The organism is Cylindrospermum sp. FACHB-282 (assembly GCF_014697195.1).
Classification (GTDB): Bacteria; Cyanobacteriota; Cyanobacteriia; order Cyanobacteriales; family Nostocaceae; genus Cylindrospermum.
Genome location: NZ_JACJRJ010000025.1, coordinates 66,739 through 89,906, shown reverse-complemented (window position 1 = coordinate 89,906; position 23,168 = coordinate 66,739). Strand labels below are relative to the sequence as shown.

Annotated in this window: 18 protein-coding genes; 10 read left to right on the top strand and 8 right to left on the bottom strand. The window is 41.0% G+C overall.

The genetic code is table 11. The annotated features are described in order from the left end of the window. Positions 1-76: 76 nt before the first annotated feature. Together H6G32_RS14560 and H6G32_RS14555 are read left to right on the top strand one after the other, a co-directional pair. Positions 77-958, top strand: a complete 882-nt coding sequence (locus H6G32_RS14560) for a CHASE2 domain-containing protein (protein WP_375539801.1) — start codon at positions 77-79, stop codon at positions 956-958. 71 nt (positions 959-1,029) lie between these two features. Further along, positions 1,030-1,848: a DUF928 domain-containing protein gene (locus H6G32_RS14555; protein ID WP_190459444.1), complete on the top strand. Its 819-nt coding sequence runs from the start codon at positions 1,030-1,032 to the stop codon at positions 1,846-1,848. 51 nt (positions 1,849-1,899) lie between these two features. On the opposite strand, the gene hpsU is transcribed toward H6G32_RS14555, so the two are convergent. The 4 genes from hpsU to H6G32_RS14535 all read right to left on the bottom strand — a co-directional run bounded on the left by hpsU (position 1,900) and on the right by H6G32_RS14535 (position 5,461). Further along, positions 1,900-2,463 (bottom strand): hormogonium polysaccharide biosynthesis acetyltransferase HpsU, encoded by a 564-nt coding sequence (gene hpsU / locus H6G32_RS14550; protein WP_190459442.1) that lies wholly within the window; start codon positions 2,461-2,463, stop codon positions 1,900-1,902. Positions 2,464-2,630: 167 nt separating this feature from the next. Continuing rightward, the gene (locus tag H6G32_RS14545) at positions 2,631-3,572 is read right to left on the bottom strand and encodes a glycosyltransferase family 2 protein (RefSeq protein WP_190459439.1); all 942 of its coding nucleotides are present in this window, start codon (positions 3,570-3,572) and stop codon (positions 2,631-2,633) included. A gap of 15 nt (positions 3,573-3,587) precedes the next feature. Beyond that, the gene (locus H6G32_RS14540; protein ID WP_190459437.1) at positions 3,588-4,520 is read right to left on the bottom strand and encodes a glycosyltransferase family 2 protein; all 933 of its coding nucleotides are present in this window, start codon (positions 4,518-4,520) and stop codon (positions 3,588-3,590) included. Positions 4,521-4,654: 134 nt separating this feature from the next. After that, on the bottom strand, positions 4,655-5,461 hold the full coding sequence (locus tag H6G32_RS14535) for a hypothetical protein (protein ID WP_190459435.1): 807 nt from the start codon (positions 5,459-5,461) through the stop codon (positions 4,655-4,657). A 141-nt stretch (positions 5,462-5,602) separates the two neighbouring features. Between H6G32_RS14535 and cobU the strand changes: the two genes are divergently transcribed. The 7 genes from cobU (at position 5,603) to H6G32_RS14500 (ending at position 16,737) form a co-directional block, all read left to right on the top strand. Next, on the top strand, positions 5,603-6,151 hold the full coding sequence (cobU, locus tag H6G32_RS14530; RefSeq protein ID WP_190459432.1) for a bifunctional adenosylcobinamide kinase/adenosylcobinamide-phosphate guanylyltransferase: 549 nt from the start codon (positions 5,603-5,605) through the stop codon (positions 6,149-6,151). A gap of 56 nt (positions 6,152-6,207) precedes the next feature. Beyond that, the gene (locus tag H6G32_RS14525; protein ID WP_190459430.1) at positions 6,208-6,660 is read left to right on the top strand and encodes a hypothetical protein; all 453 of its coding nucleotides are present in this window, start codon (positions 6,208-6,210) and stop codon (positions 6,658-6,660) included. Between the two features lie 1,243 nt (positions 6,661-7,903). Further along, the gene (locus tag H6G32_RS14520) at positions 7,904-8,581 is read left to right on the top strand and encodes a response regulator (RefSeq protein ID WP_190459428.1); all 678 of its coding nucleotides are present in this window, start codon (positions 7,904-7,906) and stop codon (positions 8,579-8,581) included. Between the two features lie 72 nt (positions 8,582-8,653). Further along, the gene (locus H6G32_RS14515) at positions 8,654-10,540 is read left to right on the top strand and encodes a CHASE2 domain-containing protein (RefSeq protein WP_190459426.1); all 1,887 of its coding nucleotides are present in this window, start codon (positions 8,654-8,656) and stop codon (positions 10,538-10,540) included. A 452-nt stretch (positions 10,541-10,992) separates the two neighbouring features. After that, positions 10,993-11,718, top strand: a complete 726-nt coding sequence (locus H6G32_RS14510) for a DUF928 domain-containing protein (RefSeq protein ID WP_190459425.1) — start codon at positions 10,993-10,995, stop codon at positions 11,716-11,718. A gap of 282 nt (positions 11,719-12,000) precedes the next feature. Beyond that, on the top strand, positions 12,001-12,960 hold the full coding sequence (locus H6G32_RS14505) for a ribonuclease Z (protein ID WP_190459423.1): 960 nt from the start codon (positions 12,001-12,003) through the stop codon (positions 12,958-12,960). Between the two features lie 1,593 nt (positions 12,961-14,553). After that, positions 14,554-16,737: a GumC family protein gene (locus tag H6G32_RS14500; RefSeq protein WP_190459420.1), complete on the top strand. Its 2,184-nt coding sequence runs from the start codon at positions 14,554-14,556 to the stop codon at positions 16,735-16,737. Positions 16,738-16,863: 126 nt separating this feature from the next. On the opposite strand, the gene H6G32_RS14495 is transcribed toward H6G32_RS14500, so the two are convergent. Both H6G32_RS14495 and H6G32_RS14490 read right to left on the bottom strand, forming a co-directional pair. Then, the gene (locus tag H6G32_RS14495; protein WP_190459418.1) at positions 16,864-17,343 is read right to left on the bottom strand and encodes a hypothetical protein; all 480 of its coding nucleotides are present in this window, start codon (positions 17,341-17,343) and stop codon (positions 16,864-16,866) included. Between the two features lie 121 nt (positions 17,344-17,464). After that, positions 17,465-18,691, bottom strand: a complete 1,227-nt coding sequence (locus tag H6G32_RS14490) for an RNA-guided endonuclease InsQ/TnpB family protein (RefSeq protein WP_309232602.1) — start codon at positions 18,689-18,691, stop codon at positions 17,465-17,467. A 583-nt stretch (positions 18,692-19,274) separates the two neighbouring features. Between H6G32_RS14490 and H6G32_RS14485 the strand changes: the two genes are divergently transcribed. Continuing rightward, on the top strand, positions 19,275-20,573 hold the full coding sequence (locus H6G32_RS14485) for a hypothetical protein (RefSeq protein WP_190459413.1): 1,299 nt from the start codon (positions 19,275-19,277) through the stop codon (positions 20,571-20,573). A gap of 161 nt (positions 20,574-20,734) precedes the next feature. On the opposite strand, the gene ccmS is transcribed toward H6G32_RS14485, so the two are convergent. Together ccmS and H6G32_RS14475 are read right to left on the bottom strand one after the other, a co-directional pair. Next, positions 20,735-21,163: a beta-carboxysome assembly chaperone CcmS gene (ccmS, locus tag H6G32_RS14480; RefSeq protein ID WP_190459411.1), complete on the bottom strand. Its 429-nt coding sequence runs from the start codon at positions 21,161-21,163 to the stop codon at positions 20,735-20,737. 141 nt (positions 21,164-21,304) lie between these two features. Next, positions 21,305-23,119, bottom strand: a complete 1,815-nt coding sequence (locus tag H6G32_RS14475) for an ABC transporter ATP-binding protein (protein WP_190459409.1) — start codon at positions 23,117-23,119, stop codon at positions 21,305-21,307. Positions 23,120-23,168: the final 49 nt, after the last annotated feature.

Below are 23,168 nucleotides of genomic sequence, written 5' to 3'. Positions count from 1 at the left end.
ATAATCTGATAGTTTCATATTTGTTGTTCTAAACCTTGACAACTATCTTAATACATTTATCTATATTTGGTAATGTCTGTCTATAAAATCAGAGAAGTTTACCAATACCACAAACAAGGTTAAAGGCATTCAGCCACCACCAGAAATTAAGCAAGAAAACCTGGGATTCAGTGACTTCGTTCACGACAATGATGGGGTTGTACGTCGCCATCTTCTATTCATGAACCAAGAGGCTGCCTCCTTGTGTTCTGCCCCCTATGCTCTCAGTACACAACTGGCATTCCGCTATCTATGGAATCAAGGAATTACACCTCGCTTCACTCCCAAAGGTGATTTACAGCTGGGTAATACCGTTTTTTCCTCTCTTAAGACTCGTCCTGGCGGTTATCAAATCGCGGCCAATGGACAAATCTTACTCAATTATCGTTCCTCAAAGCAGATAGCGGAACAGGTGACACTAACGCAATTTTTAACTGGTCGCGTTAACCCAAGTGCCATCAAAGACCGGATTGTTTTGGTCGGTGTAACAGCAAAGGGTGATTTTCCCGACACCTGGTCTACGCCCTACGGTGCTTTCTTAGATGAGCAAATGCCTGGGGTGCTGGTACAAGCGCAAATGGTCAGCCAGATCCTCAGTGCCGTCCTGGATAAGCGTCCGTTGCTGCGAATTTGGTCACCCTGGATTGAGGTGGTTTGGATATGGAGCTGGTCTCTAACGGGAGTACTGTTTGTTTGGTATTGGCGTTCCTTCCCTAAAGTGGCTTTGGCCCTTGGTGTATCCTCTGGCGTTTTGTATTTACTCTGTTTTAGTCTATTAATGCGCGGTACTTGGGTGCCTTATGTGCCATCAGCTTTAGCGCTGCTAGGAACAGTTGGCTTGATGTCAATTCAAAATTCAAAAGCTGAAATATCTAAGGTAATTGACACTCTCAGGTCTAAAGACACTGAGATTCTTTAATCAACTAAACAGGCTGGGCCAAAATTTTATTTTTAATTTGCAAATATTTGTATGGGGCAGAGAAGATTTTTATGAAGCTAAGTTCACGGCCAATAAAACTGTTTTTAGTAGTAGCGCTGAGTTGTACCACCTTACTGGGTAGCCTGTGTTCGGTTTTAGCGAAACCAACCTCACTAGGCGATCGCACTCAAGGTAAAGCGGTTTCGGCTCAAACCGTCAACTTTAATTTACCCCAACTCCCGCCAGGCCCGCCTCCTGGTGGGCGTGCCCGTGGAGGAGCCAAGCGAGGTGAGTGTCTAAGGGTCAAACCTGAACTCACTGCACTAGTGCCCTTTACTCAGGAACGGAAGGAACCCAAGACCGTAACAAATGTTTGGGGATTAACGACTGTAGAACGCCCAACCTGGTGGTTCTATGTGCCATATACCAAGGACTCTGGCTATGTAACTGAATTTGTGTTACAAGATGAGCAAGATGACTCTGTATACCAAAAAGTGGCGATCGCTCTACCAGATCAGCCAGAAATCATCCCCGTTTCTCTGCCTGCTAATACTTCTCCGTTAGCACTGGGCAAACAATACCGTTGGTTTTTAACAGTAGACTGTAACCAAAAAAAGGAATCGCTGCCAGTTTATGTATATGTTGAAGGAGTAATTCAACGGGTCAACCTCAGTCAAGAAGTTGCCCAAAAGCTAAAAACAGCAACACCTCAACAGCAAGTTGCCATATACGCCCAAAATGGAATATGGCATGAAGCATTAACAACTCTAGTACAACTGCGCCAGCAATATCCCCAGGATGTAGCACTTCTGGCACAATGGCAAGATTTGTTGGCGGGCTTCCAATTTGACGATGTAGTAGCGAAACCAGTTTTCCCTGGAAAGCCTTAACTGCTATATAAATCCTAGACAAGTCTAGACATTATTCTTTGTCGGAGATGTCTATTGTTTCAGTCTCGGATACTGGGTACGGCAGGGGTTTCCCCAACAAACCTGCCCAGAGGCCATAGAAGTAAAAACAGTACTACGAGCGCCAATCACAGCGTTAGCCCCGATTTGCACTCCTGGCCCTAGGAAACAATATGCCGCCACCCATGCCCCATTGCCGATGGTGATCTTGCCTGTTTTCAACCCAAAGGCAGGGTCTTTGATATCGTGGCTACCAGTACATAAATAAGTTTCTTGAGAAATTACGCAGTGTGTACCGATATCGATCTGATCAAGGCTGTATAAAACTACGTCATCTCCAATCCAACTGTAGTCACCAATGGTTATTTTCCAAGGGTAAGTAAAGCGGGCTGTGGGTCGAATAAGTACACCTTTGCCGATATGAGCGCCAAATAGACGCAGCAGGGCACAACGCAGAATATTTAGCGGTTGAGGAGTCAGGGGAAAGATGATCGCCTGCACCAACCACCATAATAAAATATACCAACCTGGACGCCCTCGCTCAAACCAAGATTGGTCATACTTGCGTAAATCTACAAAAGGTTCATCATTAGTCATTAGTCATTGGTCATTAGTCATTAGTCATTGGTCATTAGTCATTGGTCATTGGTCATTAGTCATTGGTCATTAGTCATTGGTCATGGGTCATTGGTCATGGGTCATTGGTCATTGGTCATTGGTCATTAGTCATTGGTCATTAGTCATTGGTGATTGGTCAGTTTTTTCTAAGTTGCTCTTTGCTCAATTTCCTGATTCAGGGATGATGCAGCAGATTTAGGGTTGATTGCAGTATTTAACTGACCACCACAACTGCGTAATTCGTAAACTTTAACCCCAATTTGATATTCATATTGACTAAGTAACCGTCCATAGATATATCCAGCTTTGCCATCCAAAAAACCGCGCTGAATAATATAGAACAAAACAAACCGCAATAATGGTTTAAAAGGTAGGCGTACCCACACTTTTTTGAGAAATCGCTTGCGTTGCACCGCATCACCAAATAAATTAGCGCCAATAGTGCCACTATCATCTTTATTTGTCAGCAAATTCAAATAAACACGGGCTTCCCAGTTAGAATACCGGTTATGTCGTTCTAACCAGTGATATAGGTTGCGGAAATCTTCGTGGAGCATATCATTTTTGAGATACCCAACTTTCCCCTGTAAAATAACGTGTTCGTGAACTTCATTGTCACCAGTATTGGGAATATCTTCTGTATTGAGGTTTTCGTAGCGGCCTTGTTGATGTTTAAACAAACGTAAATTCCAATCGGGATATTTACCACCGTGGCGAATCCATTTGCCTAAGAAAAATACCCGGCGGTTGAGGTAGTAACCGGCATATTCATCATTGCTAATTACTTGATTAATTTCTTCCCAAAGTTCGGGGGGGATGCGTTCATCACAATCTACAATTAGCACCCATTCATTGCGGAAAGGAATGTTATCTAATGACCAATTTTTCTTTTTTGGCCAGCAACCATTAAAATTAAATTGCACGACATTTGCCCCGTAGCTCTCGGCAATTTCGACGCTCCTGTCGCTACTTTGAGAATCTACCAGAAAGACTTCATCTGCATTTTGGAGACTGGTGAGGCAAGCAGGTAAATTTGCTTCTTCGTTTTTTCCGGGAATGAGTACGGAAACTGATATTTTTGATGACATATAAGTTGTAATTTTTTATTTTTTCTTGGCTGTAGATAGAAGACCTTGAATAGCAGCGTTTAAGTAACCAATCTGACCGTAGGCATAAACAAGCTTATCAAAGCGTTCTGCTGGGTCAGAAAAATATTTTAATGCTTTATACAGTCCACGCAAAAACCTTTCGCCGCCCCGTGGCAATTGAGCAATACCAGCTTTGCCGGCGAGTTGTTCCCGATAGCACTCACTGATACCTTGCCACCAGCCGCGGTTTAAAAACCAGGAGCGGTAGAGACGCTCTGGAGCCACATTGTGAGCGACTAAAGCTTGGGGAAGATAAGCGACTTGCCAACCACGCTCTAGGGCAAATTCGGTCATTTGCAGTTCTTCATTAGATAATAAGTTTTTGCCCACACGTCCAAGGTGAACATCAAAACCCCCAATTTCTTCCAAGAAAATGCGGCGGATGGAGTAATTCAAGCCTCTGGGGGTGGAACCTGGCTGATCAATGTAGACTATGCTGTCTCCCAAATCATAAGCACCCAAATTACCGGCTAATCCGGGAGATAGCCACGGTGGTTGTTGAATTCCTTGGGGCCATAGTAGAGTAACTTTGCCACCTGCGATCGCTATTTTTGAATTATTTTGATAAGCAGAATATAAAACTTCTAGCCAGCGAGGGCTGGCTACGGCATCGTCATCCAAATAGGCGAGAAGATCACTACTAGCAACTCTAGCACCAGTGTTGCGGGCCACAGATAAACCGAGGGTGGGTTCAAAGATATACTTCAGGCGGGGATCAGAGGATCTTTGCTCTACCACTTCACGGGTGCGATCGCTAGACCCGTTATCTACTACCACAACTTCAAAGTCAGCAGCAAAATCCTGGGCCAAAAGGCTATCAATCGCCGCACCCAAATAGGTATCTCGATTATGAGTACAGATAATGGCAGAGATTTGGGTTTCTGGCATGGGGTTGATTGTGCATTTTAAATTTTGGATTTGAGATGAAATCTTCAGTCTAATAATCGCCTACTACCTGTTAATCTAAAACAAAAATTTCCAACCCACCAACCGAGGTTTTTCGGAAATAACCGTTTTCAGCTTTACGCTTGTTGGATATGACTGTGTAAAACCACGAGAGTTTCAGCAAGTTGCCCCAGACGGGTTTCTAGGTATTGCTTGCGCCCCAAGAGTTGGCGTAACTTTTGGTAACGAGCGATCGCCATACTCACAGTGGGAACCTGATCTGGGGGACAAGGACGCGACCAGACTTTACCCGCAGTATCCAAACCACAAAGACGGTAGCCAGTCCGGGACGATTGATAGGATACTGTCCCACCATTGCTGCCGCAAATTTCTTCTACGTAATCCATGAGGCGTTCAACTTCCCCATGACGCAGTGTTGCCGTGCCTCCCGGTTCTGTTTCCTGGGGATTGGATTCTAACCAGCCATTGACAATCGGACCTTCTAAATAAATATCTTGAATTTGCTGGAGGATTTTTTGCAGTTCTCTTTGCCAATTGGCGACTGTATCCTGAATCTCTTGCAATAAATTCATTGCCAAGGCCGGATTTGCTCCGTGACGATGGCTACTGAAGCTTGGAGTTTTAAACTTAGGTAGGCTGGGTGTTTTGCTACCGCTCTCTTGTGCAGGAAAGGTTTGCACAGAGTCATGATGGGGAAATAAATTCGGTTCTGGTGGACAATTAGCGGGATCTGTGGTGAGGTCAACTGTCTTGATTTCCTCATCAGATGGAGTCGGTGTACCAACAGTTGATTCAGCGGCGCCAATGCTGATCCGAAAAGAGAAAGGCCGCTTCGTCGAATCACCTGCTTCTGATGACAGGGCAGTGCTGCGAGTCCCTAAATCATGTAGAGTTGCCTCAATGCGTTTTAAGCCTGCTTTCATAAAATTAACCTAAAGTTTACTATCCCTGATGGTGTTGAATGATTTAGAAGCGATTATTGAGAGAGCAAATAAATATTGAGAAACTTTTTCTGATTCTATAGCGGGAACAATAGCTGCTGTCAAATGTAATCTTCAATGAATATGAGCCAAGTAATATTAGTCACAGGGCCAGCACGATCAGGCAAAAGTGAATGGGCAGAAACTTTAGCCATGCAGTCGGGGAAAGCAGTTGTTTACGTAGCCACAGCTAGGGACAACCCAGATGATCAAGAGTGGCAGCAACGCATTCAAAAACACCAAAAACGCCGTCCCCAAGATTGGGTAACTCTGTGGATACCCATGGAACTGTCTGCTACCCTGGCTGATGCCAAACCCAATACCTGCCTTTTGGTAGATTCTTTGGGAACTTGGGTAGCTAATCTCCTAGATCAAGATCATCAGACCTGGGAAAAGACCCAGACAGAGTTGCTAGAAACAGTGCAGTTGGTCGCAGCTGATATGATATTCGTAGCCGAAGAAACAGGTTGGGGTGTAGTGCCAGCTTATCCTCTTGGTAGAACATTTCGCGATCGCCTGGGTTCCTTAGTGCGCCAATTAGGTGTGATCTGTGAAGCCGTCTATTTAGTCACTGGGGGCCATGTTCTCAATCTCAGCCTTCTTGGTTCACCGTTATCAGGAAAAATATCTTAATTCAAAATTCAAAATTCAACAACTAAAATTTCTCCACTAAAATCTAAAATTAGGCTATGGCAACCAAACAAGAAGTTAAAAGATATCTTGCCTACTGGTTTCAGTTAGGGAAGAAAGTTGTAGCGGCCAACGGTCAAGCAAACTTTTTGCCTCAACAAGTGCTAAAAGGCGATCGCTATAGCCAGGAGTTTGAACAGTGCTGGCAGATAATTCTCTCACCGGAAAGTGGTGACTGTTACCTAGAAGGTACCCATGAAACCATTGCCGAACTGCTGACACCAGCATGGGAAATGCTCCCTTGCGGACGTTGTGATATGCCAGTAGCCTTACGCAGTGTTGGTATGCCAGCATTGCTATGTCCTTGTAATAATTTACCCAACTGGCCTAATACCGAACTGCCGCAGCCACGAAGCCCAGTTAGCACCCCAGCGCAACTGACATCAATTTGCGATCGGCTGGTGGATAATCTTCCGTTGATTAGCCCTCAGCAAGGAACCGACAAGGGTTGAGAGACTAATTACATCGCTCCTGTGGTTTCGCTACAAACAACCATAGGGTCTTTGTTTACCCGGTTGAGATCAAGTTAGCTTGACCGATTTGATAACGCCAGATATCTCTCCAACATCCTATCCAAGGGATTTTTATTTTTTTGAACTTTTCAGAAATAGTACTGACATAATTATGTAATCAAAATTTGTAAACCTGGTAATCAAGTTTGCATAAAGTATAAATGATTCTGCTAGTGAATTCCTGATATTGTATTAACAAATGGGCAGTTGAGCAGCCATAAAGCGGCGATTAACTCTCAGCGATTATTCAAACCAAGGCAATTTATACCATGTCTTATAAAGTATTTACCGATTTGTTATTTGAGTAAGAAAAAGCTTGATTTGAAGGTATTTCATCTATTTGAGAATGACCTGATTTATATCTTAGTAAGACAGGTCTAGCAATTTTTACTAGTAATGAAACTAATATCTCCAATAAAGACATTATATTTTATAATAAACAAAAGACAGGATATAAATTTTCGCAAATTACCTTATGAACGCTCAAGTCGATATTTTTCATCAAAAAAAACAGTCCTAAAAATGTAAGAATCGTCACTAATTCATGAGTACTTACTAAGTAAGATTGAAACTTTTTTACTGAAAACGGATCTCTATTCTCTTGTAAAATAGGAAATCTTGCTATTCCTAACCAAATCAAATAAATATCATTATTTATTATTACTCAGCAATTTTCGCAAATTGCGATAGCATAAATAGCCAAATTTTTGGCTTTAAAAAGACTATTAATTTGGAAAAACCTTTTTATGCTTTATCCATCCGATTTTTTTTATCTTATATATCTAAAATCGAAAAAATATGCATATATAATATGCATATCTACTCTTTTTTCTCCAGCGATATTAGTTTGATAAAACCGAGGTATAGAGTTTAATATAATCAAAAAGTTTGGTGTTCATGTATTTAATCTTGTTTCACATTCTAAAATTAGAGAATGAAAATATCTTGGCTAAAACTTGTGGCTTTTAACATCAAGGTTATTTACTAATGCTGCTAGTAAGTATCATTCACAACTTTACAATATTTTCTTCTCCGGGTGCCTACGCAAACGTTATAAATTATAGGGATGAAACGCCGTATCACTAATAAATTATAAGTAATACAATCAAATAGAAGCAGATTTATTGACGTAGATTAAAAGCAAAAGATGTTAGTTACATAATCAATCAGTAGGCTGTTAATTATGAAACTAGCTTTTCCCGAAAAAGCATTGCTAAAAATTCTGGTAATTGACGACCATGAATCAGTTTTAGGTGGAACAGTAGATGTGCTACGAAAACACTATCCAGGGGCTGAATTTTTCACTGCTATCAATGCTAACAAAGCTCTAACTCAACTGACAAGTTCACAGCCGGATCTCGTGGTTATGGATCTTTCAATTCCAGAAAGCTCTAAAGTGACAGCGCGCCCCGATATAGGTGTTCAATTTCTCAGAGTTCTGATGAAAAACCATCCTAACCTAAATATTGTTGTCCAAAGCGCTCATATCAGAACACTGGTGAGGCTTAGACCTGATATTGATATTCATAAAGGAGGCTTTACAGTCGTGGACAAAAGTCTTTCCACAGAGGAAATGTTAGCTAGAGTTGATTGGTCACTACAGGGATTAACTCATACAAAAGATATCAAGGGAATCTATTCTGGATTAGAGGTTAAACCAGAGTGGCTCAGAGTATTAACTTTAGCATTTGAAGAAGGATTACAAGATAAGACAATTGCCGAAAGAATGTGTATATCTGAACGGATGGTGCGTCATTACTGGAGTAAGCTGCAAGATGCTTTAAACATTTATCCTGAAGAAGGTAAAAATATCCGAATTCAAACTGAAATACGAGCGAGGAAAGAAGGATTAATTGATTAATAGGAATATTAATTTTATTTAATGAATACTGAAAGACTAAGGACTAAAGCATCAAGATTAGGAAATAAGCTTATGCAGCCTGAAGTTTTAAAAAAAATTAAAGAGGAAATTATTATATGGTATGTAGGTTTAATCCCAGGAATTGCAGTGATTGTATTGGTGATTATTATTCGGCTAACTGGGTTAATGCAATCTTTAGAGTGGTTAGCTTTTGATGGTTTTCTCCATATACGTCCTCCTGAAACTATAGATGAACGAATTCTGATTTTGGGAATTAATGAAGAGGATATCCATAATTTAAAAAGCTACCCCATACCAGATAGAGAAATTGCTTTTTTGCTGAAAAAAGTACAAACTTATAGTCCTAGGGTTATTGGTCTAGATATATTTAGGGATTTACCAGTAGAGCCTGGTCATGGTGAACTGATCAGCACAATTAAGGAGATCAAAAATTTAATTGCTATTGAAAAAGTATTACCTGTGAAAGTTGATCCACCACCAGACTTGCCTGCGGAACAAGTTGGTTTTGTAGATCAAATCCCTGATGCTGATGGTAAGTTAAGGCGTTGTCTGCTGGGAACACCAACACCTAAAGGATACAAATTTGCATTGTCTCTACTTTTAGCAAAAATTTATTTAGCTCATGAAGGCATTAGCTTAGAAAATGGCAAGCGTGATCAGGCTACTATGCGGTTTGGTAATACTGAATTACCCCGGTTTTTACCAAATTCTGGGGGATATATACGAACCGATGCAGGAGGTGTTCAGGTACTACTTAATTTTCGTAGTGGTCGAGAGCGATTTCGAACTTTATCTCTGAATAATATCAAAACAGGGAATTTTCAGCCTGAGTGGATACGCGATCGCATTGTGATTATTGGAATGACTACCCCTAGTCGCAAAGACTTCACAACTACTTCTGCTATTCCATCTACAACCAAATCAGCCCCAGGGCAAGTATATGGAGTAGAAATCCACGCTCATGCTATTAGCCAAATCATTAGTGCAACCCTTGACAATAGATCACTCTTAAATACTTGGACTGATGGGTGGGAATATGTGTGGATATTAGGCTGGGGTACCTTGGGAATTTGTTTAGCTAAACTCACTAAATCTCCTTTAAAAAATCTTTTGGCTGTTGGTACTGCTAGCACAAGTCTAATAGCCATTAGTTATTTATTTTTAACTTGGGGCTTTTGGGTTCCATTAATACCAGCAATTCTAGTTTTGACTTTTAATGGTGTAGGAATGACGGCTTTATATCAATATGATCAGGCTTTACGTTCTAGAATTAAAGCTCACCAAGCTGTCATCGATCATACATTTGAAACGATTCACAATGGGCCACTACAAATTCTCGGATCATCTTTGAAGCGCATTCGAGACCAAGATTTGCCATCTGAAAAATTGCTTTTAGAATTAGAAAAAGAGCTAGAAAAAATGAATCATGACCTACGGGGAATTCATGAATTTTTACAGCAAAAACCTCTATCTCAAGATAGTAGCTTTTATTTGGGAAGAGGTGTAGAGTTAAATTTGCAAGATCCTCTTCACGAAGTTCTCTATCAAGTATACAGTCATGTTTTAGAGCGAGACTTTCCCTGCTTTAGAAAGCTTAGAGTTAAAATCCGGTCATTCGATCCTATAGATGAGCGAGGCTTGAGTATTGAACAAAAACGAGGACTCTGCCGCTTTCTTGAGGAGGCTTTATGCAATGTCGGCAAACACGCCACAGGAGTAACTCGTTTGGAAGTAACTTGTTCTTCATCTGAAGGTTGGTACACTCTAAGTATTGTAGATGATGGTTTGGGTGTCAACTCATCTAGAGAAGGTCGGGGAACACAGCAGTTTAGAAATTTAGCTCGACAACTTAAAGGTAAATTTAGGCGAGTCGCGCTTACTCCTAGAGGTACTCTTTGTGAATTATCCTGGCCTTTAGTAAAGTTTTACTTGTGGTAATAAAAACCATATATTACGCAGTTTTTTGGATAAATTCTCCCCTTAGTTAGATTGTGTTTTACTCAAAAATATTTTATTATTCAGTTCAAGAAAATTTTTATTATTTCTCATCATTTAGTCAAAATAAACAAAGATATAAATATGGTTAAAAACTACTAACAAGCACAAACAACCGAAAATTTATTCTCTTAAGAGTATATTATTTATCTTATAAAAAACTGAAATCTTCTCAGGATTAGACATATAAGATATTCAAGGAATTTAGCCAAATTTCTTTACGCAGAAATTTTGGATAAATAGCATATATATTTAGTAGCATTTTTGAGAAAAAATGTTACTCAATCATGATTTTTAAATTGAAAATTATGATTTATAAGAGCCTAAAGTCAAGCAAGGGTTATTCAGGGACAATTTTATGATTTTATCAGTGCAATGGCGAAGGAAAAAAGATAATGACTTACAGCAAGTGGCTCTTGCACAAGCTTTTTGATCCCAGACTTTTAACAAGTTGTGTTTTGAGTATGACTCTGGGTATAACTCAGACTGCCTTAGCTGGATATCAGCCACCACGGGATCAAAAACCTCCAAGTGGACATTCAGACTCATCAGGTGTTAGGGGAGTGCAAAGCAACCGACGAGGGAGACTGGCCCCTGTAACCCATCTGGAAACAAGTGCCGCACTTCACCCAAGCTTTACTTGGTTTTTACCTGACGGACAAGCCTTGCTGATAGAATTTAGTCTCTATGAGTTTGACACCGACCTCAAACCCAAAAAACTAAATAAGTATACGCGTCAATTACAGGGTTTTGGGATAATGAAGTTATCCTGGCCGCGAAAGATGCCAGTTTTAACCATGGGTAAAAGATATCTCTGGCAGTTACACAAGATTTATCACTGTAAACACCGATATCACAACCTAGTTGCCAGATCAGAAATAAAAGTTGTACACAAGCCACTGACTTTCTTAACTATCCTCTCTGCCACTAGCGATCGCCCCCTCAAAGCTAATCTCTATGGCCCCTCAGCTATGTGGTACAATACCATGAGTCAAGTTCTCACACCCGCCGCAAATGATCAACTCTTAAGGGTAGTAGCAAGTGTGGTAAAAAGCCTAGCCAATTTAGAAAAGCTACACAAAAGCAGGCAGTTAACAGACATTTTAATCAAAAAAATCTAATTTTTGGAGGAAAGCCAGAAAAAATTTGTCAAGGCTTTGCCATTGAAGGCCAAGCTTTTGTAAATAAAAATAGTTATTAACTTTAAATCATAAATTGTAAAAAATATCATATATTCTAGAAATATTATGTATGAGTAGCTTAATTAATCATAAATTGGTCATTCGGTGTTGTACAGTTGGGCCTTTAAAAGTGGCTTCTTGCCAAACATAATTTTGCTCAACAACCGTACCACTATAGAGAATAGATCGTACTATTGAGCAAGAGGAAGGCTAAAGAACGCTGTGCAGATAACATTCTTAGGGACGAGTTCCGGGGTACCCACGCGATCGCGCAATGTTTCCAGCGTCGCCCTGAGATTACCGCAACGGGCAGAACTGTGGTTATTTGACTGTGGCGAAGGTACCCAACATCAGCTTTTGCGGAGTGACCTGAAAAGCAGCCAACTCTGCCGAATTTTTATCACCCACATGCACGGTGACCACATTTTTGGCTTGATGGGACTTCTTGCCAGTTGTGGTTTAGCTGGAAATGTGGAACGAATTGATATCTATGGGCCATCTGGCTTAAATGAATACCTGCAAGCTGCTTCACGTTACTCCCACACCCACTTTTCCTACCCTATCAAGGTTCACACCAACCGTCCAGGAGTAATTTACGAAGACGACGAGTTCACCGTTAGCTGTGGTCTATTGCATCACCGCATTACAGCTTTTGGCTATCGCGTAGAGGAAAAAGACCGAACAGGACGCTTTGATGTGGAAAAAGCCAAGGCCTTGCAAATTCCTGCCGGTCGTCTTTATGGTCAACTCAAGCGCGGTGAAACGGTGACCCTTGATGATGGACGAGTGATTAATGGCAGCGAATTGTGTGGCCCTACAGAAATTGGGCGTAAAATTTCCTATTGTACAGATACAGTTTATTGTGAAGGGGCGGTGGAATTGGCACAAGACGCGGATGTGTTAATTCACGAGGCAACTTTTGCCCATCAAGATGCAGACATGGCCTTTCAAAGGTTGCATTCCACAACCACAATGGCAGCGCAAACAGCTTTAGCCGCCGGGGCCCATCGACTAATTATGACTCATTTCAGTCCCCGCTATGCTCCTGGAAATACCCTAGAACTAAAGGATCTACTTCAGGAAGCCCGTACTATTTTTCCCCGCACGGACATGGCCCATGACTTTATGGTTTATGACGTACCTAGGCGGCGGCAAGTTGAGTTAACTAAAGTAGGCGTTTGAGTTATAGATTTTTGATTTTAGATTAGATGGCTTTAACCGCTCAACCAAACCTACTCAAACTTACTCAAAGTCTTAAAGTCTAGTCATTCGTAGTGGATCAACCACCACAGGGTTAAACGGCAAACCCTTTATTCCTTGGTCAAAAACATCAGGAATTACTTTTCTGATAATATTAAATGACCCATTAATATCGGCATTTAATAACCTACTATCCCCGGTTTTATACAATCCTCTCGCTATTCTCTTTCCCTGAAAGACAGGTTTTTTATCCCCATATTTAGGTAAATCATTCCCATCTAAAGCACTGGCTTGACTAGCTAGAAAAATGAGTAGGATTGAGGAGAATTAGCTAGATTTTTGATAACTGCATCTACCCCTAATCTAAAATCTATTTATTAACCAAATCTGGACAAATACACCCTTAAGACCTGTGATGTACTATTCATCTCAGAGCCAGTCAAACAATTTTGGATTTTAGATTTGCGATTTTGGATTGACTACACCCACTCTTGGGATGCAGCTTCGGGATTTTGGATTGACGATTTTAGATTTGTTCCGCCCACAAAGGGCGGGGCTTGAACCGAAAAATAATCCAAAATACAAAATCCAAAATCTAAAATTGGCACAGTCAACTTATTAAGCACTCACCACATCTAGTTTGTATAATGTGAAATTCTACATTTATTGTAGGGTAGGCCTCGGACTACGTGCCGCTCCGCTACTCTAACGCCTGACCAGAATATACAAGTTAAATGTGGAACAGCTTAACTACAAATTTGTCACTAACAATAAATTTATAAAATATTTAATTTTCCTAGTAACTCTCAGTCAAAGTTTGACCCTAATTTTATAGTTTTTTAGTATAAAAATACATATTTATCATAATTTTCCTCCATATATTTAAAATTATTAGAGGTTGCTTGCCAGGTAATAAAAACTACTTAAAAACCTATCTCTTACTCTTGAGTGAGGTGTTAAAAATCCTCATTTCCTTCTATATAAGTGGTTAGGGAGTTAGATATTGAAGATTTAAATATTTAACAAAATACATTTTTAAGCATCCTATTAGGCTTGTTAGCAGCAATTACACTAGATCAATACGAAAATAAATAATAGTATAAAAATAACAACTTATTTCAAGCTGGCAAATCCTTAACTAGTAAGGATATTGTAAAGATGTAGCGAGAGCATTGACTATTTTAATAGGTTTATTTTAGCCTCAACATTATTATTTCAAATTGCAATTGAGCCACAAGTTTCTTCAAGGCTCATTTAGTACAGCATGGTGAAAATACGCCAAATATTCAAAATAATTGTTTGAAACATAACACAGGAACCTAAATTATGCTTAAAAAGAAAAAATAAAAAAAATTAAAAATGTTGTTAACTCAATACTGATGGGCGATATATAGGCATGAATTGATAAGAATGCCATATCTACTGAGGGGAATATTCTGTGAAGTAGGTCTGCCATAACTGGAAGCCTAATTTTTGAGGTTTTGCTCTTGATTCATTGAACACAAGTAAATCTCAAAAAAGGTTCCTCACAACTAGCTTCCAGATATAGTTTTTTGATATTAGAGGACTTTTATAGTGGCTAAAACTGGTCTGAATCGAGAAAAAATCGTTACTAGCTCTGCACAAGGCAGAGTTGATATCAGACAACTATCTACAATTTTGTTTCAGCGACGCTTTTTGATCTTGAGTGTTTCCTGTGTAGTCATGTCAGTTACGAGCCTGCTAGCTGTTGTTACTAAACCGACTTACCAGAGCTATATGCAGATACTGGTAAGTTCCAATTTTGCTCAAGGGGTAAGGTTAAGTAATCGGCCACAAAAACAGGCAAATGGCGATTTGAATGACACCAATTCTCTAGTTCTTGACAACAATGCTCAGATTAAATTAATGCTGAGTTCTCAGCTTATCCAAAAAGCTGTAGAGTTGCTACGTTCTAATTATCCAAATATAACCGTAGAAGATATTAAGGGTAAAAAACAAACTGGCAAAAATACATCTCTGGAAGTGATCCAAGTAGCAGAAAAATCAGGCAGTGATCAGGTTTTTAGTCAAGTATTTGAAGTTTCCTTCAAAGATCATGATCCCGTGAAAACTAAAAGAGTACTGCAAGCCCTACAAAAAGTTTACCAAGACTACAACATCGAGCAACGCCAGCGGCGGTTGAATCAGGGACTGGCTTTCGTTAATAATCGCCTACCGAAAATTCAAAAAGAGGTGAGGCAAAGTGAGAAAAACTTGGAACAGTTTCGCAAGCAACATAATTTTTTAGATCCGCAAGTACAAAGTAGAATCTTGCTAGAATCTCTTGCCAAAGTTCAACAACAGCGAGAAACCACTCGCGCAGAGATCCAAGAGTTGCAGGCTCAGTACAACGATTTAGAGGAAACAATTGCATTTTCTCCCCAGAACTCACTAATTGCCTCTAATGTGAGTCAATCAACCCGCTACCAAGCCTTACTAAATGAGATTCAAAAGACGGAACTGTCTCTGGCTAAGGAGCAGCTGCGCTATACCAACGACTATCCAACGGTAACAAAACTGAAGCAGCAGCGCCAAACGCAACTGGCACTATTACGGCAAGAGTTGGGAAACAACGCTATCACTACCAGTACTGTAGCAGAACCACTAGCGAACCAGTTAATTCAGGTGCAGACGATTGCCATTGGACTAATTAACAACGAACAGAATCTAGCTGAGTCAGAAAAGCAAATCCGCTCTGAGCTAAAGAAATTTCCCAGCCTTATAGCAGAGTACAACCGTCTGGCGTTAGAGGTAGAAATTCATCGCAAAATACTTGAGCAACAGCTTCAATCACAACAGTTTTTGGGGATAAAAATTCTTCAGGGAGGCTTTGATTGGCAAGTGTTAGAAGAGCCAGATTTGGGAATCTACATGGGCAGCCGTAGATTATTACTATTACTTGTGGGAGTAGTAATTAGCCCGATTTTAGGTATAGCAGCAGCCCTGATTTGGGGACTTTTTAATAATGTAATCTTTTCGGCACAAGATTTACAGAAGCTAACGAACCGACCGTTATTGGGGTCAGTGCCAAGACTAGCGTCGGGTGGTACGAATAAGCGGACTAAGAGCTTATCTTTGAAAGGGTGGCGAACCCAAGTTGCCTCTACGGTAGAAGCTAGTACTGATTTGCCTGTTCATGAAACCCTGGATATAATTTATCAAAATATTCAAATATTAAAGTATCCTTTGCCGTTTAAGTCCCTGATGTTGACTTCAGCATTACCTGGGGAAGGCAAAACAACCTTGGCTCTGGGGCTTGGGGCTAGTGCGGCCCATATGCATCGACGGGTATTAGTGATTGATGCTAACTTGCGGTATCCTAAGCTGCACAAAATCCTCAATATCTCTAATGACTGGGGACTATCTCTATTATTAATAGATGAGATAAATACTCACTTCCATGAGTACATTCAGCCGATTCACCCCTATATTGATATTTTGACTGCTGGCCCGACACCAGAAGATGCGGTGAATTTGCTCAGTTCTAGGCGAATGAAAGAATTGATTGAGTTGTTTGAGCAAACCTATGACCTAGTGCTGATAGATGCTCCGGCTATTTTTGGTACGGTTGATGCTAGGATTGTGGCATCTTTATGTCATGGGATTATTATGGTGGGGCGCATTGGTCAGGTATCCCCAAATGAACTGATTCAAGCTACAGAAGTTTTGAATCAGTTGAATTTAATTGGCGTTGTTGCTAATGAAGTAAGGCATTATCCAACGTTTTTGGCATCCTAGGCATTTTATCAACTAAAAGATGGGTCAGCTAATTTTTTGAAGTGGAGGCTAAAATGACCACAGCAGGGGAAATATTCCAGTTTTCTGTTGCTTTGGATGCAGTAAGTTTACCCAGGACTTACTATTTCATTTTTCAGGTGATTTAAGAGCCTGATCTAAAACTTGTCTGGCCTGTTCTGCTTTAGCTCGTGCTTCTTGATAACGTATATTAGCTTGGGCAAAATTTTTGAGAACTTTAAAACCTTCTTTGAGGCGAGCAATTTCTTCTTCAGTCACTGATTGATCTGAGAACAGAACATCAACCGCTTTGCGAATTTCTAATGCTTCAGCGCGGGATTCCTGAACTTTCAGCTTGAGTGTGGCCAGGTTGCTGAGAACCTGTACAGCTTGTGTAATGGCATCCTCACCGCTAGTATTATCAATGGTTGCTTCCTTCACCTCAATTAATTGTTGAGGACTAAATCCTTCTTCTAGTTCCGTGGGTAGCTTACCTGCATCCATCAACTCCATTAGCTGATCCATTGCTTTTTCACGGGCTTTGGCTGAATCTTTGCCAGAAACAGTGAGGATAATTTCTGGACTTTGAACGAGAGTGTACTGAACCATAATTTAGGCGGTAAAGTTGGTGATTAGCGATTATAACATTTTCTGTTATATAACCGATGATTAGTTGCAACCAGATTTTGACTAAGGCTAACAGTTAATATTAATTTCGGTTATTGGTAAACTACCTACACCGATTTGGAGTACCAAATGCGGAGTAGGCTTTGTCCCAGATTTCACCACTAGTCGGAAGCAAACCTTCTCCTTCCAACAGGCAAGCAATCCCCGGAACTTCAGGGTTGTTTACGGAAACCCCCAAAGCTGCAATATTCAACGCAGCATTAATATCAGCATCATGGTCAAAACCACAATGCCCACACTTGAAAGACTTATGAGAACGATAGGATTTACCTTGAACGGGGTGTATGTGGTGACACCGCGAACAAGTCTGACTGGTATAGGCAGGTGGGACAAAAACAACTGGAACGCCAGCGATATTCGCTTTGTAATCAACAAATATCCGTAATTGGTAAAAAGCCCAATTATTAGTTCTACGACGTTCAGTTTTACTTCTAGGTTTTTGATTGAGCGATTGTCTGATATTGGTCAAGTCTTCAAAAGCCAAAGCAGAATTACTTCGCTTGGCATCCTGAACAAGTTGCTTCGAGATATTGTGATTCAACCATTTCTGAAACCTTTGTTCTCTGCCAGAGAGCCTTCGCAACAATTTTCTAGAACTGCGCGTGCGTTTGCTTTGAACATTAGCTCTGACTTTACTGTATCGGTCACGAGTAGTTTGAATCTGCTTCCCACTCCAAGAGTCACCATTAGAAGTGGTAGCTATGTCGCGCCGACCCAGATCGACCCCAATTACTTTGCGAAAAGTCTGTGCGTCCCGGTCTCCGGGCGCAGAACTTTTCAAGACGGGCGTTTTTCCCGTGGGGTTGGTAGGCAGGTCAACACAGATATTGATGTAGTAGTCGCCGTGTTTGGTTTTATTCAAGGTTGCTGCTGTCGGTACTTGCCCTTTAAGCAGTGCCAATTGGTAATTACCAATCAACAACTTGAACTTTTTGCGACCACACATCAAAGTAACGCCCACAGTTTGCAAGTTCTCAATATATTGAAAAGTCCGAGCATCCAAATTAATAGATGTTGGTCTAAACTTGTGGACTTGTTTAACCGCTTTGGCGTTACTAACCACGCGGCGAATAGCTTGGCAGACATGATTTGCTTTAATGCCCGTGGCTTCACGAATTTGCTTGTAAACTTTGTGGTGAAGCTTGGTAGTATTCCAACATTTCTCACGCTTTGCAATCTCCAATATCTGATTGCAAGCATCAGCAAATAAGAGCAAAGTGCGGTCTACTTCAGAGCGCAACTCTACAGGGACTTGAATCTTGCATTTCACGGATATTGTTTGCATTTCAATGAGGCTGAAAATCATCCAATCATATCAGAAAACGCAATGCACAAACTAGTGGCTAACAAAATATTTGTTAATTGCTCAACTGTCCCCCTCGTTGTTTGTGCGTTAGCACAAAATTACTCAGGGGACGTTTCGCAATTAACCCTCCATTCCTCTCACCACCAAACTGAGTACAGTTTTGGTGGGAGTCTCCTGGAGGTCTAGATGAAAAGCTAAAGAAAATTCCCCCCATTGCCCCCTATCCCCAGAGGTATGGTGTATACACAAGTCTCTCTCAATGCAATTTATGAAGAAACAAAACCTCACCCTGGTTATGCTTTTGCTTTGCCTGTCCCTCTCCTTCTGAAGGAGAGGGATGTTTGTCAGGACTCTTTGAGGTTTTAGAGGGCTTTTGGGTAATTGGATAATTTGTGTGTACATCGTAGATCCCCAGTGGGGGCAGGGGTTCCCCAAGCCCTAAAATCGAGTTTTAACCGAGAACTATTGAATCAGTCTTGATCTGTTGCCCAAAATCAAACTTTATACTTAAGAAAGGGAAAATGAATTTTAACAGGAGGGGAGAGCAATGGCTCCCAATCCCAGCATCATGCGATCTGTGGAACAATTGGGCTACCGAGTCACTGTTGGTGATGTGGCAAGCCAAGCAGGATTAAATGTAGCTGAAGCAAGTCAGGGCTTATTAGCCTTGGCGTCTGATGCTGGCGGACATTTACAGGTAGCAGAATCAGGTGATATTGTCTACCTATTTCCGCAGAATTTCCGGGGAATATTGCGTAATAAATACTTGCAGTTGCGGGTACAGGAATGGTGGAAAAAAGTCTGGGGAGTGCTATTTTATTTAATTCGCATTTCCTTTGGAGTTTTCTTAATTGTTTCTATCGCTCTAATAACTGTTACCATCATGGTCATTATTACGGCTATTAATTCAGATCGCGACGGGGACAATAGGAGTAGTAATTCTGGCGGTGGTGGTGGGTTTTTCTTTTTCCCGGATTTATTCTGGTATTTTAGCCCTGGTTATGAGACTAACAACCAGGAACGCCGACGGGAAAGGGGGGAAAGCAGCGATCTGAATTTCTTTGAGGCGGTGTTTTCGTTTTTATTTGGTGATGGTAATCCTAACGTCAACTTAGATGAACGCCGCTGGCAAGAAATTGGTGCTGTGATTAGGAATAACCGTGGTTCAGTAGCAGCAGAACAAATTGCTCCTTATCTGGATGATTTGGGCGAGAAATATCAACAAGAGTACGAAGATTATATGCTGCCGGTGCTGATGCGGTTTAATGGGCAACCGACGGTGAGTCCTGAAGGGCAAATTGTCTATTATTTCCCAGAGTTGCAGGTGAGTGCAACTAAAAAGCGTCGTCAGTCAATATCAATATATCTAGAGGAATTTCCTTGGCGTTTTAGTGCAGCGAGTTCAGGACAGATTATGTTGAGTGCAGGCTTAGGTGTACTCAATTTTGTTGGTGCGTTAGTATTGGGAAGTTTGTTGAGAGATGGCGCTGTTGCTGCTCAATTAGGTGGATTGGTAGCTTTTGTGCAAGGGATTTATTGGCTGCTATTGGCTTACGGAGCAGGTTTTTTGGGTATACCCTTAGTGCGTTATTTCTGGATTCAGTGGCGCAATCGCAAAATTAGCGATCGCAACCGCAACCGCCTTGATCGAGCTAGGATATTAGCAAACGCAGATTCTTCTTTACAGCAGAAGCTTAACTACGCCCGTCAGTTTGCTGGTGAAAAAGTTATTGGTAAGGAAGATTTAGCCTACTCCACCGAAACTGATTTACTTGATCAAGAAGTTGAACGTTCTGCACAAATTGATGCTGAATGGCAACGGCGGTTGGATGAGTCGGGACGATAGGTTAAGAAACAAAAAAGGTGGGTAATGCTCACCTTTTATTTTCTAATTTGCTCGTCTATTCTTGCTGAACTTTTGAATCAGGAAAGCCAATTAACTATTGATCAGATTCACAAATCAACCTCCTTGGCGCACCTTTGCGCTTCCCTCAGCGTACCTCTGCGTTAAAAAATAATTTGCTCACTCATTCTCTGTTCCAACAATTCCAATAACTCATCTATATCCTTACCAATTTGCTCAAAACAAATTGGTGGTGGTGGTTCTGGTGCAAACTGAATTAACTTAACTTCACCCTTACCAATGCCAATCATGATAACTTCAACTTCTGGTTTATGATTCTCGACAATTCCCAAAATTTCTTGAAGTCGATTATCAACTTTATTATTTAATTTTTCTACCGCTTCTTGGGGACAATAAACAAAATGTGGTGTGGGTTGTAAATCAATGCCGATAGTACCCTGAGAGTTACCATTTTCTAACCACAATGCCCAAAATAGCGCCGCTAATTCTGGTTGATTTGCTTTGACAAATCTATCTAATTGACTACGCCACTTGTTTTCTGTTGTTTCCGACTGGGTACTACCAAACATCATAATAATTCAAAATTCAAAATTGGTTGGGGTTGAGGTGCTTTTAAGCTGTTCCACATTTAACTTGTATATTCTGGGCAGAGGAGACGTCTACCCTACAAGAGATGTATAATTCACATTATGCAAACTAGATGTGGTGAGTGCTTATTTCAAACCAGACTGTACACGCCAGAGACTGGTATAGATGCCATTTTTTTCTAGCAGTTGTTCATGGGTTCCCGATTCTACTAATTCTCCATGTTCCATGACATAAATGCAATCAGCATTACGGATGGTGGAAAGACGATGTGCGATCGCAATTGTAGTTCTATTGACGGTGATTCGTTCAAGCGATCGCTGAATTGCCGCTTCTGTTTCATTATCCACCGCCGAGGTAGCTTCGTCTAAAATCAAAATTGGCGGATCTTTTAAAACGGCCCGTGCGATCGCAATCCGTTGTCTCTGTCCACCAGATAGCTTTTGTCCCCGCTCCCCCACAATTGTCTCATAACCTTGAGGCAAGCGGGTAATAAATTCATGGGCCTCAGCCACCTTAGCCGCCATGATAATTTCTGGTTCTGTAGCCTCAAAACTGCCATAGGCAATATTATCTGCCACCGTACCATGAAATAAAAACACATCCTGACTCACCAAGCCAATACAGCGGCGTAAATCCCGCAAATTCAGCTTTTGTAAGTCAACACCATCCAGAGTGATTTTTCCCGTTTGCACCTCGTAAAACCGCAATAAAAGCTTAACTAGAGTGCTTTTACCCGAACCAGTAGAACCCACGATGGCGATCGTATTTCCGGCGGGTATATCCAAAGATAGATTTTTAACAACTGCTAATCTCTCATTATAAGCAAAAGTGACATTGTGAAACTCCACAGCACCGCGCACCAAATCCACAGGTAAATCAATATTTCCTGCATCAATAGCAATAGGAGTATCCAATAAATCCATCACTCGATTAGTAGAAGCCATTGCCCGTTGATATTGGTCAAATGTTTCACCCAATCTTGTTAAAGGCCACAGCAAGCGCTGGATTAAAAACACCAAAACACTGTAAGTACCTACAGACATCTTTCCCGCAACTGCTGCCATACCGCCATACAGTAGCAATGCGGTAAACCCCACCAAAATCAGCATCCTAATTAAAGGAACAAAGGCGGCAGAAAGAGTAATTGCCTTAGCATTACTTTGGCGATAAGCATGACTTTCTACTTCCAACCGTGAGGCTTCATAAGTTTCCGCAGTAAAACTTTTAATAGTAGTAATACCGCTGATATTATTTGCTAAACGTGAATTTAGAAACCCTACCTTTTCTCGCACATCAGCATAGCGAGGTGCAAGTAACCGTTGATAAGCTAACGAACCCCAGAGAATAAATGGCATTGGCGACATGGCCATCCACGCCACACTGGGAGCTAAAATAAAGAAAGCACTGCCAATAATTACAACGGTTGTGGCAACTTGGATAATATCATTCGCGCCCACATCCAAAAACCGCTCTAATTGGTTAATATCATCACTGAGGATGGACATTAAACCGCCAGTGCTGCGTTCTTCAAAATAAGCCAATTCTAAATCTTGCAAATGTTTGTATGCATCCAAACGCAAGTTATGCTGAATATTCTGCGCCAAATTGCGCCAAATTCGAGCATAAGCATATTCAAAAATCGATTCTAGTATCCAAACGATAACAGTGAGCAAGGAAATAATCAAAAATTGTCCAAAGACATCCTTCACCCCTAACTTGGCAATAATAGAATCCTGCTGTTTTACTACCACATCCACCGCAATGCCAATTAAACCTGGTGGTGCCAAGTCGAAAATTTTATTGAGAATAGAATAAGTAGTTGCCAGCCAGATTTGTTGCCGATACTGATGTCCATAGTCAAAGAGGCGCTGGAGCGGATTTACAGCATGTTTACGCCTTCTTGATTCCCGATGAGATTTAAATGCTATAGCCACAGCCATTCACAGTTGCTTGCAGCTAATACTAGCACAAGAGCTCACTTTTGGAGGA

What these genes read in the sequence shown, in the direction of transcription:
- H6G32_RS14485 (WP_190459413.1), top strand. Translation starts at nt 19,275, where the DNA reads ATGGCTCCCAATCCCAGCATCATGCGATCTGTGGAACAATTGGGCTAC.
- cobU (WP_190459432.1), top strand. Translation starts at nt 5,603, where the DNA reads ATGAGCCAAGTAATATTAGTCACAGGGCCAGCACGATCAGGCAAAAGT.
- H6G32_RS14535 (WP_190459435.1), bottom strand. Translation starts at nt 5,461, where the DNA reads ATGAAAGCAGGCTTAAAACGCATTGAGGCAACTCTACATGATTTAGGG.
- H6G32_RS14555 (WP_190459444.1), top strand. Translation starts at nt 1,030, where the DNA reads ATGAAGCTAAGTTCACGGCCAATAAAACTGTTTTTAGTAGTAGCGCTG.
- H6G32_RS14495 (WP_190459418.1), bottom strand. Translation starts at nt 17,343, where the DNA reads ATGGTTCAGTACACTCTCGTTCAAAGTCCAGAAATTATCCTCACTGTT.
- hpsU (WP_190459442.1), bottom strand. Translation starts at nt 2,463, where the DNA reads ATGACTAATGATGAACCTTTTGTAGATTTACGCAAGTATGACCAATCT.
- H6G32_RS14545 (WP_190459439.1), bottom strand. Translation starts at nt 3,572, where the DNA reads ATGTCATCAAAAATATCAGTTTCCGTACTCATTCCCGGAAAAAACGAA.
- H6G32_RS14475 (WP_190459409.1), bottom strand. Translation starts at nt 23,119, where the DNA reads ATGGCTGTGGCTATAGCATTTAAATCTCATCGGGAATCAAGAAGGCGT.
- H6G32_RS14525 (WP_190459430.1), top strand. Translation starts at nt 6,208, where the DNA reads ATGGCAACCAAACAAGAAGTTAAAAGATATCTTGCCTACTGGTTTCAG.
- H6G32_RS14540 (WP_190459437.1), bottom strand. Translation starts at nt 4,520, where the DNA reads ATGCCAGAAACCCAAATCTCTGCCATTATCTGTACTCATAATCGAGAT.
- ccmS (WP_190459411.1), bottom strand. Translation starts at nt 21,163, where the DNA reads ATGATGTTTGGTAGTACCCAGTCGGAAACAACAGAAAACAAGTGGCGT.
- H6G32_RS14515 (WP_190459426.1), top strand. Translation starts at nt 8,654, where the DNA reads ATGCAGCCTGAAGTTTTAAAAAAAATTAAAGAGGAAATTATTATATGG.
- H6G32_RS14510 (WP_190459425.1), top strand. Translation starts at nt 10,993, where the DNA reads ATGACTTACAGCAAGTGGCTCTTGCACAAGCTTTTTGATCCCAGACTT.
- H6G32_RS14520 (WP_190459428.1), top strand. Translation starts at nt 7,904, where the DNA reads ATGAAACTAGCTTTTCCCGAAAAAGCATTGCTAAAAATTCTGGTAATT.